This is a genomic window from Amycolatopsis sp. NPDC001319, from assembly GCF_042896185.1.
In the GTDB taxonomy this organism is placed as follows: domain Bacteria; phylum Actinomycetota; class Actinomycetes; order Mycobacteriales; family Pseudonocardiaceae; genus Amycolatopsis.
Genome location: NZ_JBIAWY010000016.1, coordinates 51,312 through 65,866 on the forward strand (window position 1 = coordinate 51,312; position 14,555 = coordinate 65,866).

Here is a 14,555-nt window from a genome sequence, read left to right on the forward strand (position 1 = left end):
CGACGTTCTTCCCGTCGCCACTCAGCCGTAACCGAGCCGCCGAAAGCAGTCGATGAGCACCAGCCGGATCTACAACGACGAGGCACGCCCCCGTGCCCTGCTGCAAGACCTGCCCGACGACACCGCGGCTGCGTGGAGTGTCGGTTCCCGAAGCCGCGCCGGGTCGTGTACGGCGAGCAGGTGCACGAGCCCGAGTACGACGTCTTGATCACCGGCAGCGCGGTGCAACAGATACCGGGATACTTGCAGCTACTTGACCGGCGACCTCGGGCTCGACTAGACCCACCGGGTGCTCACGGCCTGCACGTCGACCGGGTCGAGCCCGGGCACGAGCAGGACCATCCGGTTGCCCTCGCCCGCCAGGAACCCGCCGCGCCGGCGAGCGCCGAGCCGCGCGTACCGCTCGGACAACCCGCGGGCGGGCCGCAGCCGCAGGTGACTGCCGTCGGTGTACGTGGCGTGGGTGACGCCGGGTTCACCGAAGTCCAGTGTGGCCGCGCGCCAGCCCGTCTTGAGCACCGCCCGGCGGCGACGCCACCAGATCACGGCGAACCAGGCGGCGACCGGCCCGCCGCCGAGTCCGCCGAACATCAGGCCGTAGGCGATCGTGCCACCGAGCGGGTCCAGGACGGAGTCGTCGGCCCGGCGCGCGGCAGCGGGCTCGGTCTGGTCGTAGGTCACCTCGATCCGGTCGCCGATGCCGAGGTGTTCCGTCTTGCGGTAGGGAAAGTCGACTACGTGCGGACCGTCCGAGCCCGGGTAGGACACCTCGAAGTGCCGGTCGGCGAGCCACACCACCACGCCGTACACCGTGAGGTCGTTCGCGTGCGCCCTGGCCGCCGCGTCTTCTTCGATCCCGAGCAGAACGATTCCGGCGGCCAGCACGCCGGCAGCCGCGACCACACCGGCCACGGCCCAGCCCGCACGACGGGCCAGCCAGGACAGCACGCGGAAACGGCCGTCCGGGCGGGCGTCGTCGCCGGGCGGAAGCCAGGGCTCCCCGTCTTCGGGCGCGCTGCGGTCCGCCGGGAACAGGAGCTCGCGCCGCGAGCGTTTGCCGACCGGTCGCCGCGTCACCGAGTGGTCCACTTCGAACCGCGCGGGACGCGCACCCCGGCTGCGTACGCGGCCGGGCTGCGGCCGTCACCCGCCACCCGCGCGGCGCCGGAGTCGCGGTTGATCTTCTGCTCCTCGTACACGTCCCCCGCGAGGTAGGCCACGGTGACGGCCGGGCGTCCCGCGCCGTGGCGTGTGCACGGCGAGGATCTCGCCGGACGCGGTGAAACCGTTCTCCAGCAACGCGTCCGACGCGTCGCACAGCCGCGAGATCCCGACCGGTGCCCCTGGCACGACCAGGAACCACAACGCCGCGGCCCGCCAGAACCGCAGGGACAGCGCCCTGTCCCCCACCGCGGACTCCGTCGGCCCGCGGCGCGCCCGATCCTCCCGGGCCGGCTCGTGCGCCCGCAGACGGTTGCGCGCCCGCCGGCCCGCCTTGTGGCGGGTAGCAGTGGTTCACCGTCGTCGGCGGCCCGTTCGGGCCTGTCGCCTTCCTCGTTCGCCATCCCCAGCTCCATTTCCTGAGTTTACGGCGCAGAAATGGGGCTCCACCAGGGAAAATCCTGCGACGGAGAACACCGGGGCCGGAGGCAACCGAACGACCTTCCCCCGCGTTTGTTCAGTCCGCCGCACGCGTGCCGACGACCCGGGCGGGCACCGCGTACGGCGCCTCGCCGCGACCGTGGCGGAACAGATCGGCCACGCTGAAACGCCGGGGGCCTCGGTGACCGCAGCGTCGATGCCGTCATCGTTGATGGGGGAGCCAACCACCCCCAGGCGACGGTCGAGCCAGCTCCTGCGTGCCCGACACCGCACGGACTTGGCTGTCCTAGCGATGCCGGCTGCACCACCGCCCGAGACCGTGTACGGACTCGTTCCCGTCGGCGGGGACTCCCGCGACGGTCGCAGGTGCCTGTCGCGAGCCACTCGTGGCGTCTTCTCCCCCACCGTTCCTGGTTGCTCGGTGGTCTTTATGCCTGGCCGCCGCTCCGGTAGAGCCGAGCCTGCCAGCTGAGGACTTCCACCCGATACCACTGTGAGAAGGTCATGATCCGGCCGTCCTCCGAGGTGATCGGAATGATCTGGTGAGCCCTGGTCCGGTCAACGGTCTGGCGCCGACACCGGCGGCTGTGGTTGAGCAGTCCGGCGCTGCTGGTGCGCGGCATCGCGCAGGTCGGGCAGGTCGGGCAGGGCACCGTGTCGCTCGTCGCCGATCAGGTCACCCCGCTGGACCTCAAGAGCCTCGCGGCGACGTCGCGCGATTTTCGGTGACCGTTCGTCGCGGATGGCGAGCGGCTGCCCATGGTGCACCGGCGTGGCAGGATTCCAGCGTGGCAGCGCGCAAGAACCCCGAGCATCTGGAGGCACCGGCCGTCCTGACCGACGGCCCGCCGTGGCGCGTCGACCGGGGCGCGACGGGCTTTCGGGACGCGGGTGCGCAACCGTTGCCCAGCACGGACCTGACCCGCTTCCGCGCGGCCTGCTTCACAGCGGCGAGGACCGCCGGCGGCCACGTCGGTGTCGTAACCCGCCTCGCAATGGCGACCTTCCACGCGGTCACGATCACCGGCCCCGGATGGTCCCGCACGGTCCTGTGCCACGCCCACCTCACCGCGGTCGCGTTTCCGTCGGCACCACCGCAAGGATGGGAGTCGCCACGGACTTTCGATGAGCCGCCGGACTGGGCGGGGCAATTCGCCCTGGCCGGGTTCCGGGTGCTCGGCCAACTCGAACTCGCGACGCCGGTCGAGGAGCTGGACTTGGCGAACCTCGCCCGGGCCGAACGCACCCAGGTTAGCCACTGGCGGCCCGCCACCCTGGGCGAACTGCTGTTCAACTGCTGGGACTGACCAGAATCGGCCGGGAACCGACCCGAGCCCCGGCAGACCACCCACGCGCCGCGCGGTAGTGCCTCGATGGCGGACGGTGGCACGGACCATCGGTCGCCCGGGTGTTCTGGATCGCAGCTTTTTCGCTGGTGGAGCGCGATTTCCCGGTCGTACTCTCTCCTGATGGATCTGGGGACCGCGGGCGACAGCCCGGACCGACAGGACGACGAACCTCTCAGAGCCCGCACCGGCCGGCGGCCGAAGCCGGACCCGGCGACCTTGGACCGCGCGGTCCGCGCGCGCCTGCACCGGGCGGTGCTCGCCGCGGTGGCGGGGGCACTCCTGACGGCCGCCACAATCGTCGGGGCGATCCTGCTGCTGCGCTGGTCGGACCGGCTGCTCGTCGACGGCGTTCGGGCGCCCGCGCGAGTGGACTCCGTGATGGACGACCCCCCGGGCCGCGGCAACAGCCCCTACTTCGTCGTGGACTACGCCGGCGTCCGAGGCGTGATCTTCTACCAAGGCAGCACTTCCCACCACGTCGGCGAAGTCCTGACCGTGTACTACGACCCGGCCGATCCCCTGCACGTGCGCACCGCCGACAACCCCAACGGTGACGACACGTGGGCCGGAGGGTTGATCATCTTGACCATCGTCGAGCTGGCCCCGCTCGCCTGGGCGGTCGCGTACCCGGTGCGCCTGGCCCGGCGCCGCCACCTCGCCGCACGCTCCGGATGGCGAGCGGTGAAGGTCACGCCGTTCGGCAACCACACGTTGATCCTGCGGCCCGCCGGCCGCGAGCCCACGACCGTCAAAATCGTCACCGCGCTGCGCCCGCACTACCAATTCCTCACGGCGTCGGCGCCCACCCGCGGGTGGGTCGGCGGCAAGAACGCCCGCCTCGTGCTCGTGGTGCCGCGCGGCGAGAACCACTACGCCATCCCGGTTCGCGCCACCACCCAGGACACCGGAAACCGCAGCTGACCCCACGCGGCGGAATACGTCGACGTGCTACAGCCGACGCTCGCAGGGTTCGGCACGTCAGCCGTCCAGCGGGGGCAGGTCGCCGGCGATGGTGAACTGGTCAGGGACGATCCGGACGCAGTCACGCATCCGGCCCAGGCGCTCGAGCCGGACCGCGACGCCACGGTCGAGCCTGGCCGTGCTCGTCGAAGTGGTAAGCGTGCTCGGGATGCCAGGGCTGGTGCAGGTAGGGGTCGTCGTCGAAGAAGTGGCAACCGCCGTCCAGGGTCGGGACCATGGTGGCGCAGAACGTCCCGCGACTTTCAGTGACCGTTCACCGGGGCTGCCGCCCGCCCGGGTGTCCCAAGCCCGGCGGGCAGCAGCAGCTCACACGTCAGGCGTGGCTGCCCACGAATGAGGGGACTCAGCCAATGCCAGCGACCTGCAGGGCGGTGGTCCAGTTGTTCTTGATCGCCGAGCGGGCGGCCGACAGGGTGATGGTGCCGGCGCAGACGGCGTTCTTGAGCTTGGTTTCGGTGCCGTCCTTGGTATGGGCGGTCTGGGTACCGGAGTACGGCTCGGGCCACAGGTTCTTCGGATCCCGCGGGGCGCCGCCCAGCTCGAGCGGGACCATGTGGTCTTCCTCGTAGTCGGCGAGGCTGGTGTCGCTGTAGCCGTAGTCGGCGATGCCCCGGACCTTCAACGGGTTGGTGTAGGAGGTGGGCGGGCGCACCGTAGCGGTCCAGCCGGACACGCAGATCGTGGAGTGGATATTCGACTGGGTGACGTCCGGGTTGTAGGTGCCCGGGGTGCAACTCGCATGAGGCAGCGGCAGACCGACTCGGAACACGTCGCGGCCAGAGCCACACCACCGGTCACGATCACCCCGCCACCGGCGAGAACGACAGCGGCGAAACCGCGGTAACCGACCACACGATGACACGCCTCGGGAACCTCCGAAGACAGTCCCGGGCCGAGGCGCCAGGGCCACGAACACCGCACCTCATCGGCCATGACCGGAAAAAGGACCACCAGCGTGAACACCCCGTATCAGCATCAAATCACGGACACCAACATTCCCGATGTCAACAGCCGGATGGCCCACAACCACCGGAGCGAACCGCACGGCACGCTCCATAGCGGAAAACCCGCAGGGCGCAGCCCTGCGGCACACCAAATCGACGCAGGTCCGCGTCGACGACGGCCACGGCCAACCCCATGGCGTGTCGCCCCGTAGTTCGGTCAACGGTGTGGCGTCGGCACCGGCAGCTGTGGCTGAACAGCCCGGCACTGCTCGTGCGCGGCATCGCCCACGTCGGACAGGGCACGGTCTCCCCCGTGGCTGATCAGGTCACCCCGCTCGACCTCAAGAACCTCGCGAGCGGTTCGCGGGACTTTCGATAGGTGCCGCCGCGAAACGCCGGTTGCTGGACGTCGGCGAGTCCCGGGGCGCCCCAGCGAGGTCTGCTCATGTCCGTCGCGCGTGGAGGACGGCCTGCCAGCGGGCTTCGATTTCCGTCTGTGAGGTGAGCGGGCGGAGGTCGGGATCGAACATCGACCCGAACTCCGCTCGTGTGATCGTCCACGGGATTCCCGCCGCGTCGTCCAGGATCCGCATGAGGTTCAGCGGAGACAGCCGAAACGTTTCGTGCGCCCGGAGGAACTCGATCAGCTCGACGAGGTCACATCCGCGGTGGACCATCCGGTCGACCGCGCCTGCCACGGAGTCCGCGTACCCAGCCCCCCACTGTATGAAAATGACTTCGACGTCAGGGTATGTCCCTGGGCTCGTTCCGGAGCGCACTCTCCCTGCGCCGAACGCCCCGTTACCTTTTTCGTAGTTCCTGATCAAGGAGCTGTGGTCACCAGGCCCGGCATGACTAACGCCCCCAGTCGAATCCATGATCCGGGGGGGTGGTGTCACCGAGTCTGGTGGCATCGAGGGACCGCTGATAGGGACACGGCCACCAACTGGTAGGTCTCGTCGTAACGTGGGTGCCGGCCATCGATGCCCAACCCGGTGACCACGACGCGACGAACGAAACGGCTGGTGGATGAGCAGCAGCTTCGGGATGTTCCTCGGCCTGGATGTCGGCAAGGAAGCCCATCACGCAGTCGGCCTCGACCCGGAGGGTAATCGGCTGCATGACGGGCCGCTGCCCAACACCGAACCGGAACTGCGAGCCCTGTTCGACAAACTCGCCCAGCACGGACCGCTGCTGGTCGTGGTCGACCAGCCCGCCACGATCGGGGCACTGCCCGTCAAAGTCGCCCGCGCGGCCGGTCATCAGGTCGCCTACCTGCCCGGCCTGGCGATGCGCCGCATCGCCGACCTCTACCCCGGCCGCGCCAAAACCGATGCCCGGGACGCGTTCATCATCGCCGACGCCGCCCGCTCGCTGCCTCACACGTTGCGCCCGGTCGACGTCGGCGACGAGGCCCTGGCCGAGCTGGAGGGGCTGGTCGGGTTCGACGACGACCTCGCCGGCGAGGCCACCCGGATCAGCAACAGGATCCGCGCGGTCTGCTCACCGGCATCCACTCCGCCCTCGAACGCGCCATCGGCCCGCGGATCAGCCACCCAGCCGTGCTGGAAATCCTCTCCCGTTGCGGCGGTCCGGCCGGGATCGCCAAGGCCGGCCGCCGCAAACTGACCGCGATCGCGAAGGTCCACGCGCCTCGCATGGGCGAGCAGCTGGTCGAGGCGATCATGACCGCGCTGGCCGAGCAGACCGTCCCGGTCCCGGGCACCGCAGCCGCCGACACAGTCCTGCCGCGGCTCGCGGAAAGCCTCAAAACCGTTCTCCAGCAACGCAAAGACGTCGCTGAGCAAGTTGAGGGGATACTCGATGCACACCCTCTTGCCGGGGTCCTGACTTCGATGCCCGGCATCGGGGTCAGGACCGCAGCCCGCATCCTGCTGGAGATCGGTGACGCCTCGAACTTCGCCAGTTCCGGGCATCTGGCGGCCTACGCCGGCATTGCTCCGGTCACCCGCAGCTCCGGCACCAGCATCAAGGGCGAGCATCCGCCTCGGACCGGCAACAGGAAGCTGAAACGGGCGTTCTTCCTGGCCGCATTCGCGGCCCTCGCCGACCCGACCAGCAGGGCCTACTACGACCGCAAACGAGCCGAAGGCAAGAAGCACAACGCCGCTCTGATCTGCCTGGCCCGCCGACGCTGCGACGTCCTCTACGCCATGCTCCGCAACGGCACCCACTACCGCCACCCCGAACCAGCCCCCGTTGCCACTGCGGCTTGACAACCACATAGGGACCCCCGCAACCACATCCGAAAAGTAAGCCCGGACAGTCGAAGCCAGTCCCGAAAAGTAGGTCCGGACACCGAAAGGTTCGAGCGAACGGGACACCCCTATGCGGAACCTTCGGAATTCCTGAACTCGTGGGAGTCCGCCACGGGCAGGCTCCTATATCCGAATCCCGCGAATAGCGCCTGCTCAGTACCGGCAGCGGGCGGCAGTGCACCTGCCCAGTCGCTAAGTTCACGAACTCGGAAAGCCCTTCCGCCCCCCGTTCCTCGTAGCTGTTACACCAGCCTGCCTAGCCGCGACGTACCGTGGAGACGACCGTTGCGCGGGCCGGAGCCGCTGCCGTCGGAGCTAAGCAACACTGGCGGAAGGGACATACGCCGGCACCCTTGGGTGTGGACGGCGCGATGCCGACGGCGGCCGCGAGGGCCTTTGTTCTACATCCGGGCATCGTTTTGCAGCCGGCGCGGTACCTCTGACCTCGTTTACTGTGACTGCTCACTAGCCACAGCGACCCTGCGCACGCACCCATTGCGAGGCAACGGCCTCCGCGTCGGCGGGAGGCACCGGATGGTCCGGCTCGATCGGCGCGTTTCCGTAGACCCGTCCCATGCGATCGACGTCGACGACGCTTGTGATGAGCAGCTCCGCGCCGTCGCTCAGGTTGAAGACCTCATTGCCACTGGCAGCACCCCCGGTAGGCGCGCCGAACGTCTCAACGCCCGGCATGCCCCGGAACGCCACGAGCGTCGCTTCACCCGAGCTCACAGTGAGCTTCGAGGTGAGCACGGCGATCGGCGGCCGCGGCCGGGTCAGCCGCACCGAGTTGGTCTCCGCGGCGAGAGCTGACCCGTTGAGTAGCGCCCGGCCGTCGCGCACCGACCACGTCATCGGCGCGACTCCGGGCCCAGTGAACGAGCCCACCACGCCCTCACCGAGCAGTGGCGCCAACACGGTGAGCATCGGCCACATGTTGCCGCCGGTGTCGTCGCGCAGGTCGACGACCCAGCCGCACGTCGCCTGCCCCTCGACCGCCTGAAGCGCTGCCACTCCCGCCGCGACATACCGTCGCTCCCCCGCCGGATCAGCGACGAATCCGGGCACCCTTATCACAGCCACGCCATGCGACGCATGACTCCGCGGCACGTCGATCGAGGCCGGCAACGGTGCCCGCGCACTCGCCGGGCCGAGCAGCATCGTGTGCGGGTTCCCGAGCTCGGCGATCACCTGCCGGATCACCGAATACGTCCCCGCCGGCGTCGTAACATCCGCCGCCCGACGCACGGCCTCCGCCTCCGCTCGCGGCCAGTCCACCCGGTCCCGGTCCATCGAATGCAGCCGCAGCAGGTTCAGCGCCCCGATGAGATACCTCTGCGGCGTCGACCACACAGGCACCGGCGCCGCCGCCGTGAGCCCAGCACCGACCACCAGCAGCACGACAACGAGCACCGACCACCGACGCATTCGCCCACCCCCAGGGACACCATCCTGCCATCAGGACCGGTGTGCACGCCGGGTTCAGGTTGCCCTGACCACCGCCGTGCAAAAGCGCTGGTCAGCACCAGCTCCGACGTCACCTGCTGGTCAGAATGACGCTATTGTTGTCTCCGCTGCTTCGGGTGAATGGTTTAGACGTCGTTTCGCACCCATCTTGGCACCCATTGATCAACTTCCGTAGGCACCGTTCATTGCCGACCAGTTCGGGCCGCGGCCCGCCGGATGGTTGTCCGAAGCGATGTTGGCGTGCGCTGGGTGCGCTGACGACAACGCCAGGGTGTCAAATCCCACTAGCGGCTGGTCGCCTGCGGACAACCCTTACGCGATCGCCGTCTCCGAGGCCGAATGGTGGCTACGTTGCGCCGCGTTGAACAGGCTTCGCATCCGCGACGGCGACGACTACCGGTCGGGCTTCAGCAGCCGCCAAATCGACGCGCGCCAGCTCGTTGTGGCTCTGTGGCAGCTACGCGTGGCCGAGAACCTGCAGCAGACGGCGCTACGGGCGCTCGGCATGGAGCAGAGTGTGATCGCCACGCTCAGCCGCGCCCGGGTGCAGTTCGACTATGCAGTGCCTGGTATCTCCCAGATGCGTAACGCGCTGGTGCACTTCGACGAGTGGGCCCGCGGGGCCGGCGATGACCACAGAACAAGGAGGTCAGGGCTGGGGTGACCGCGCGGGAGGTGGCGAGCAAGTACGCGCACTTTGGCTATGATCCGGTCACGGACACGATCACTTCAGGGCCATACGTCATACACGTCGATGCTTCGCTCGATGCGGCGAAGGCCCTCGCCCGCACCATCTACCAGGCTGCGCGGGAAGTCGACCCACGCAGTGCCGCCGAGTTGAAATCTCGGACGGTAGAAGCAGTCTCCGCGGCCGGCCTGCCGAACGCCTCGCTGAGGATTTCCTGAGGCGCGACACGAGAGTACGGGTGTCGCTGGACGACCCGGCCCATCCTGAACACCGGACGATGCCCGAGCAACTTGTCGAAGCTCTCGCCGAGACAGACTTACAACTTCTGTCGTCGATCGAACCACAGAGCCACAATCCGGCGGAACGCCTCCGCCAGGGGGAGTCGCTGTACGTGGCCTCGGTCGACCGCCACCGCACAACCGACGGACAGGCGTTCTTCTAACGCTGACCTGGGGATAAACGGAACGCCTGGGCGCGGCAGGCAGCAGTTACGCCCAACTGGGCGTGTCCGGCGTCGATGGGCGGATTCGGCCGACCCGCAGCAGGTCCTGGTTCACGGCGGTCAGGCTGAGATGCCACTTGGCGGGCACCGACGGCCTCCGCACGGTCACTCCGGCAGGTCCCTGAGCCGCCGCAGCGGCGACAAGAGCAGGATCGCCGTCGACAGCAGCAGTCCGACGCCGACGACGTACAGCGTGGTCCGCATGTTCGTCACCTCGGCGAGCACGCCGCCGGCCAGACTGCCGAGGGGCGCCATGCCGCGGATCAACGTCGTCGACACCGAGTTGACGCGGCCGAGCAGCCTGCGCGGGGTGGCTGCCTGGCGGAAGCTCACAGCGTAGACGTTGATGAGGATGATCCCGAATCCCGCGCCTACCCCGCCGGCGACATACCAGGCCAAACCCCAGCCGGGCGTGGTGAACGCGTAGAGCAGGAACGAGCCCCCGTAGACGACGGCGCCGCGTTCAGCGCGCGCGCCGCCCCGATCCGCCGCTCGAGCGGCCTCGCGACGGCACTCGCCACCAGCGCGCCGGTGAGGGAAACCGTGCTGAGCAATCCAATCGCGACCGGCGACAGCCCGAGGTCACGGCTGAGGAACACAACGCTGATGGCCATGAACATCGACTGGAACAGGCACGAGACCGTGCCGTGCAAGGTGATGGCACGGATGATCGCGTCGCCGAGCACGGCTTTCAGCCCTTCGGCGATCTGTTGGTGGAGGCTGCGGCCGGACCGTTCGCCAGGCGCGTCCGGAGTTTCCATGCGACGCAACCAGAGGGCCGACCACAGGTGGGACAGGGCGTCGGCGGCCATCGCGCCGGCGTAGCCGAGGTACTGGATCACCACGCCGGCCGGGCTCGGCCCCGCGACCGCGGCGACGGATGCGTTGGTCTGCAGCCGCGCGTTGGCCTCGGGCAGGTCGGCGCGCGCGACGAGGTGCGGCACGTACGTCTGGTGCGCGACGTCGAAGAACACCCCGAGTACACCCGCGAGCAGGACGACCACGAAGAGGTGCCAGAGCGTGAGCACCTGCGCCACCGCCGCGACCGGGATCGATCCGATCAGCACCGCGCGGCCGAGGTCGGCGGCCACCAGCACGGGCCGCTGTCGGATCCGGTCGCACCACGCGCCGACCTGCAGCCCGAGCACCAGGTAGGGCAGCGTCGCGAGTGTTCTCAGCAGTGACACCTCGACCACCGAAGCCGACAACACGGTCGTGGCCAGCAACGGAACCGCCAGGAAGTCGATGCGGCTGCCGACCTGGCTCAGCGCGTCGGCGAGCCACAGCCGCCGGAAGTCCCTCGTACGCAGCAGGCCACCGCGGCGGGTGGCCACCCCTCGTTCGCCACAGAAGCCACCTTGGCAGAGGTGCTTCGTGTTCGGCAATAAAACTGAGTTTGTTCGGATCAACTTGTACTTAACGACGCTGATCCAGGCCTGACCGACTGGCACGACGTGTTGTCTACAAGCCGGACTGTGTGTCATTGACAAGCGACGGTGTTCGTGTCGACGATCCGACCTCGACACAAGGTGTTCACGGCGGTGGTTCTTTTCAGGCCACAGCCTCATGAGGTGCGATGTTGACGACCCCGGCGACTCGGACCGGGGAGACATTCCGGAGGCTGTGCGTGCCTGGTTGTGATGTGACCCGTCGAGACATTCTTCGCTGGAGCGCGATCGCGGCTGCAGCCATACCGCTGGCAAGTGTGGTCGATCCCGCTCGAAGCTCCGCGTCCACCGGCGCTGCCGGGACCGGCGAAGTCGTGCCAGTCAACTTGGAACTGGTGACACTGACGGAAGACCGGGCCGTGGTGACCTGGTACACCGGCGAGGCCGGCACGAACGATGGCACGGGCAGAATGGTGCCGCTGCCCGCCGACGGTGAGGTCTGGTACGGCACCAACCCCCACCGGCTCAACCGCGTCGTCGGCCAGAGTGGTCCATTTACCCCCTACCACCACGTCGAGCTGACCGACTTGGAGCCGGGGCAGACGTACTACTACCAGGCGCGCTCCCACGGGAAGCTGGCCGCCCCCATGGTGTTCACGCTCATCGCCGGCAACGCCGTCGGCACCAACGACCACGGCCTCGGAACGCCGGGCGGCCCATTCTCGTTCACCACGCCGCAGCCGCCGCCGGGGCGCTACCTCTTCTCCGTGGTGCTGTGCAACGACCTGCACATGGGCGAGACGCAGGCGGGGCTCGTCGGCGGGGACCCGTCGGTCATCCCGATCGTCCAGGTCCCGGGCGAGCCGCCGTATCCCGAGGTCATGCTCGAATCCCTGGTGCGCGACGTCCGGAGCTTCGACCCGACCTATCTCCTGGCCGCGGGTGACATCTCCGCCGAGGCCGTACCCGGCGATCTCAGCCGAGCCGGTCAGTTGCTCGACCGGTTCGGCAAGTACCGCGAGGACTACTTCGTCACGCGCGGCAACCACGACCGGGCACACGTCGGTGACCCATACGCGAACTGCCGGGTCGGTCGCTGGCAGGGCAACGACTGCTTCCAGGACCGCTACTTCCCCGACGACGAGATCGCCTTCTACTCGACCGATCTCTCCGGTCTGCACGTGATCGGACTCGACACGTACGACAAGGCCGGTGGCGGAGGCGACGCGGGTGCCCTGGCGGCGGAGCAGTACGCCTGGTTCATGAAGGACCTGGCCGAGCACAAGGAGCAGCCGACCCTCGTGTTCGGTCACCACCCGCTCGTCGTCCAGGAGTCGTCGAGGCCGATCAAGTCGAGCAGTTCGCTGGACGCCGCCCAGGCCGCGTCGATCCTGGAGACCTACGCGAAGACTCCGGGCGTCTTCCTCCACCACGCGGGACACACTCACCGCAACCACCACACCGTCAGCCCGACCGCACCGCGGGTGACCCTGCAGGAGGTCGCCGCGGCCAAGGAGTACCCGGGCGGCTTCTCGATCCTCCGGCTGCACAGCGAGGGGTTCGCACTGAACTTCCACAAGTCGCGCAGCGACCTGGCCCGCGAGTGGAGCGAGCGCAGCCGTCAGGAGCTCGCAGGCAGCTGGGGTCAGTTCGCGCTGGGGAACAACGTGGTGGACCGCAACATCGTCAAGAAGGTCGATCTCTCCGGCCTCCGGCGGCCCGAACGCGCCGGGGCCCGCTCGCGCGGTTGATGCGTCCTGCGGGATATGTGCTACAGCCCCGCTCGGACGTCCGCGATCTCGACCGCTTCGGCCTGGTAAGGGTTCCGCTCTTCCCGATCACCAACGAAAGATTTCTCGATCGACCTCGCGGACGTCCTGGGCCGGCGGATCCGGCTGGCCGCGCACCTGTAGGACTGACTCGACCGGACTTGATCGCACTACCAGAACGGCAGCGTGGCGCTTCCCGCGATCTTGTCCACGTCGCGCAACGCAGGGCAGGTGGTCAAGCAGACGCCGTCGCTACTGCAGGCCTCGACGCGACATTGTTTGACCAGGTGAGCGGCGTTCGACGACGTTGCGGCTCCCGTAGTCAACAGGAGGGTTTCTCATTGTCTCAACCAGACGTGCGCCCGAAGGATTCGAACCCCTGACCTTCTGATCCGTAGTTCTAACGCTGACCTGGGGATACACGGAATACCTGGTCGCGGCAGGCAGCAGTTACGCCAAACTGGGCGCGTCCGGCGTCGGTGGGCAGCAGTTCGTGGACCAGGTTGTGGACATCCACAGTGATTTCCACACCAGTGCTTTATGTGATATTTTTTGATTCTCATGACATTTACTAGAATCCCGCAAAGACTAATTTTCTCTGGAGTTGCAACCTTTGTGGTTGTGTTTTTAGTATTCATTGTGAGCGGTGCTTTCACGCAGATCGTAAGAGCTCGAAGCAGGTAAGGACGAATCTGCTTTCTAGGGTCGAATCGGCGGCGCCATATCGCCGAGGACGAGCGGGGCCTGGCAGCGAGCCGCGACGCGCCGCCTGCTGCGCACCGACACCCGCACCGACGGCACCACCCCGAACGAGGTGCTCTCCTACACCTACGACCCGGCCACGAACCTCAAGATGATGACCGACCCGGGTGGCACCACGACCTACGGCTACGACGCGGCCGACCGGCTCACCTCGTTGCTGGATCCGTTTGCATCGGCGAGATCGACGGACCGAGGTGTCGCCAGTCTCCCGCTACCTCCCCTTGCGTGGCGCGTGGCCGGTCGGGGTGTGGGCCGGTGGCAGGTCGGCGGCGACAGCGAGGAGGTCGGCGGCGCTGTCGGCCAGCAGGGTGGCGAAGTCGGCCTCTTCGCCGAGCACCCATCGCCTGGTGGCCGACCCCAGGATCGCCATGCCGAGAGACGTGGCCAGCCGCGCGGTCTGCTCGTCATGGCCACGGCGGCGCAGCGCCGCCGCGGTCACTTCGGACAGCATCGCTTCCTTGATCAGGCTGCGTTCCCGCAGCGGCGGGTTGGCCGCGATGACGGCGCGCAGCTCGATCAGCAGTTCGCGCGGACGCAGTACCTCGGGCACGGCGGTGAACGCGGCCATCAGTGTCGCGAGCGCGCCGGTTCCCGCGGTCACCTCCGCGATGCCCGCTTCCAGACAGGCCTGCAGCTCGTCGCCGGCGAAGAGCACCTCCCGCTTGTCGGTGAACCAGCGGTAGAACGATCGCTCGGTCAAACCGGCGTGCTTGGCGATCTGCGCCACCGACGTGCGGTCGTAGCCCTGATCGCGGAACAACTCCAACGCGGCGCGCTCGAGCCGCTCACGAGTGTTGCCCTCCCAACGAGCCATGGTCCCAGCA

15 protein-coding genes and 2 pseudogenes are annotated in these 14,555 nt (G+C 68.2%); 9 read left to right on the plus strand and 8 right to left on the minus strand.

Features of this window, described 5'->3' with window-relative positions:
* Positions 1–276: 276 nt before the first annotated feature.
* The gene (locus tag ACFY1H_RS41840; RefSeq protein ID WP_386955763.1) at positions 277–1,077 is read right to left on the minus strand and encodes a hypothetical protein; all 801 of its coding nucleotides are present in this window, start codon (positions 1,075–1,077) and stop codon (positions 277–279) included.
* The gene (locus ACFY1H_RS41845) at positions 1,074–1,220 is read right to left on the minus strand and encodes a hypothetical protein (protein ID WP_386955764.1); all 147 of its coding nucleotides are present in this window, start codon (positions 1,218–1,220) and stop codon (positions 1,074–1,076) included. Before ACFY1H_RS41845 ends, ACFY1H_RS41840 begins: the two co-directional genes overlap by 4 nt.
* 973 nt (positions 1,221–2,193) lie before the next feature.
* On the opposite strand from ACFY1H_RS41845, the gene ACFY1H_RS41850 reads away from it, so the two are divergent.
* From ACFY1H_RS41850 to ACFY1H_RS41860, 3 genes are all read left to right on the plus strand, one after another.
* Positions 2,194–2,331 carry a hypothetical protein gene (locus ACFY1H_RS41850; RefSeq protein ID WP_386955765.1) on the plus strand — a complete coding sequence of 46 codons (138 nt, stop codon included), beginning with the start codon at positions 2,194–2,196 and terminating at the stop codon, positions 2,329–2,331.
* 59 nt (positions 2,332–2,390) lie between these two features.
* Positions 2,391–2,909: a hypothetical protein gene (locus ACFY1H_RS41855; protein ID WP_386955766.1), complete on the plus strand. Its 519-nt coding sequence runs from the start codon at positions 2,391–2,393 to the stop codon at positions 2,907–2,909.
* 162 nt (positions 2,910–3,071) lie between these two features.
* The gene (locus ACFY1H_RS41860; RefSeq protein WP_386955767.1) at positions 3,072–3,872 is read left to right on the plus strand and encodes a DUF3592 domain-containing protein; all 801 of its coding nucleotides are present in this window, start codon (positions 3,072–3,074) and stop codon (positions 3,870–3,872) included.
* Positions 3,873–4,275: 403 nt separating this feature from the next.
* Here the strand turns inward: ACFY1H_RS41860 and ACFY1H_RS41865 are convergent, their stop codons facing one another.
* A complete protein-coding gene (locus ACFY1H_RS41865; RefSeq protein ID WP_386955768.1) occupies positions 4,276–4,605 on the minus strand; it encodes a hypothetical protein in 330 nt (109 codons plus the stop codon).
* A 714-nt stretch (positions 4,606–5,319) separates the two neighbouring features.
* A complete protein-coding gene (locus ACFY1H_RS41870) occupies positions 5,320–5,703 on the minus strand; it encodes a hypothetical protein (RefSeq protein ID WP_386955769.1) in 384 nt (127 codons plus the stop codon).
* Positions 5,704–5,905: 202 nt separating this feature from the next.
* Between ACFY1H_RS41870 and ACFY1H_RS41875 the strand changes: the two are divergent.
* Positions 5,906–7,113 (plus strand): annotated as a pseudogene (locus ACFY1H_RS41875) (IS110 family transposase).
* Positions 7,114–7,620: 507 nt separating this feature from the next.
* On the opposite strand, the gene ACFY1H_RS41880 reads toward ACFY1H_RS41875, so the two are convergent.
* Positions 7,621–8,556, minus strand: coding sequence for a S41 family peptidase (locus ACFY1H_RS41880; protein WP_386955770.1), 936 nt, complete (start codon positions 8,554–8,556; stop codon positions 7,621–7,623).
* 337 nt (positions 8,557–8,893) lie between these two features.
* On the opposite strand from ACFY1H_RS41880, the gene ACFY1H_RS41885 reads away from it, so the two are divergent.
* Genes ACFY1H_RS41885 through ACFY1H_RS41895 form a run of 3 tightly spaced genes read left to right on the plus strand, consistent with a single transcriptional unit; the run spans position 8,894 to position 9,752 of the window.
* Positions 8,894–9,286 (plus strand): hypothetical protein, encoded by a 393-nt coding sequence (locus ACFY1H_RS41885; protein ID WP_386955771.1) that lies wholly within the window; start codon positions 8,894–8,896, stop codon positions 9,284–9,286.
* Positions 9,283–9,528, plus strand: coding sequence for a hypothetical protein (locus ACFY1H_RS41890; RefSeq protein ID WP_386955772.1), 246 nt, complete (start codon positions 9,283–9,285; stop codon positions 9,526–9,528). Before ACFY1H_RS41885 ends, ACFY1H_RS41890 begins: the two co-directional genes overlap by 4 nt.
* A 20-nt stretch (positions 9,529–9,548) precedes the next feature.
* On the plus strand, positions 9,549–9,752 hold the full coding sequence (locus tag ACFY1H_RS41895; protein WP_386955773.1) for a hypothetical protein: 204 nt from the start codon (positions 9,549–9,551) through the stop codon (positions 9,750–9,752).
* Between the two features lie 165 nt (positions 9,753–9,917).
* Here ACFY1H_RS41895 and ACFY1H_RS41900 read toward each other — a convergent pair whose 3' ends face one another.
* On the minus strand, positions 9,918–10,145 hold the full coding sequence (locus tag ACFY1H_RS41900; RefSeq protein WP_386955774.1) for an MFS transporter: 228 nt from the start codon (positions 10,143–10,145) through the stop codon (positions 9,918–9,920).
* 38 nt (positions 10,146–10,183) lie between these two features.
* A complete protein-coding gene (locus ACFY1H_RS41905; RefSeq protein ID WP_386955775.1) occupies positions 10,184–11,146 on the minus strand; it encodes an MFS transporter in 963 nt (320 codons plus the stop codon).
* Positions 11,147–11,388: 242 nt separating this feature from the next.
* On the opposite strand from ACFY1H_RS41905, the gene ACFY1H_RS41910 reads away from it, so the two are divergent.
* Together ACFY1H_RS41910 and ACFY1H_RS41915 are read left to right on the plus strand one after the other, a co-directional pair.
* Positions 11,389–12,951, plus strand: a complete 1,563-nt coding sequence (locus tag ACFY1H_RS41910) for a metallophosphoesterase (protein ID WP_386955776.1) — start codon at positions 11,389–11,391, stop codon at positions 12,949–12,951.
* Positions 12,952–13,783: 832 nt separating this feature from the next.
* Positions 13,784–13,885: pseudogene (locus tag ACFY1H_RS41915) on the plus strand (RHS repeat domain-containing protein); the annotation flags it as partial.
* Positions 13,886–13,942: 57 nt separating this feature from the next.
* Here the strand turns inward: ACFY1H_RS41915 and ACFY1H_RS41920 are convergent.
* Positions 13,943–14,545, minus strand: a complete 603-nt coding sequence (locus ACFY1H_RS41920; RefSeq protein ID WP_386955851.1) for a TetR/AcrR family transcriptional regulator — start codon at positions 14,543–14,545, stop codon at positions 13,943–13,945.
* Positions 14,546–14,555 lie beyond the last annotated feature (10 nt).

Bases quoted from the DNA above. Each gene is read 5' to 3' on its own strand.
- ACFY1H_RS41920 (WP_386955851.1), bottom strand. From the start codon at position 14,545: ATGGCTCGTTGGGAGGGCAACACTCGTGAGCGGCTCGAGCGCGCCGCG.
- ACFY1H_RS41910 (WP_386955776.1), top strand. From the start codon at position 11,389: ATGTTGACGACCCCGGCGACTCGGACCGGGGAGACATTCCGGAGGCTG.
- ACFY1H_RS41860 (WP_386955767.1), top strand. From the start codon at position 3,072: ATGGATCTGGGGACCGCGGGCGACAGCCCGGACCGACAGGACGACGAA.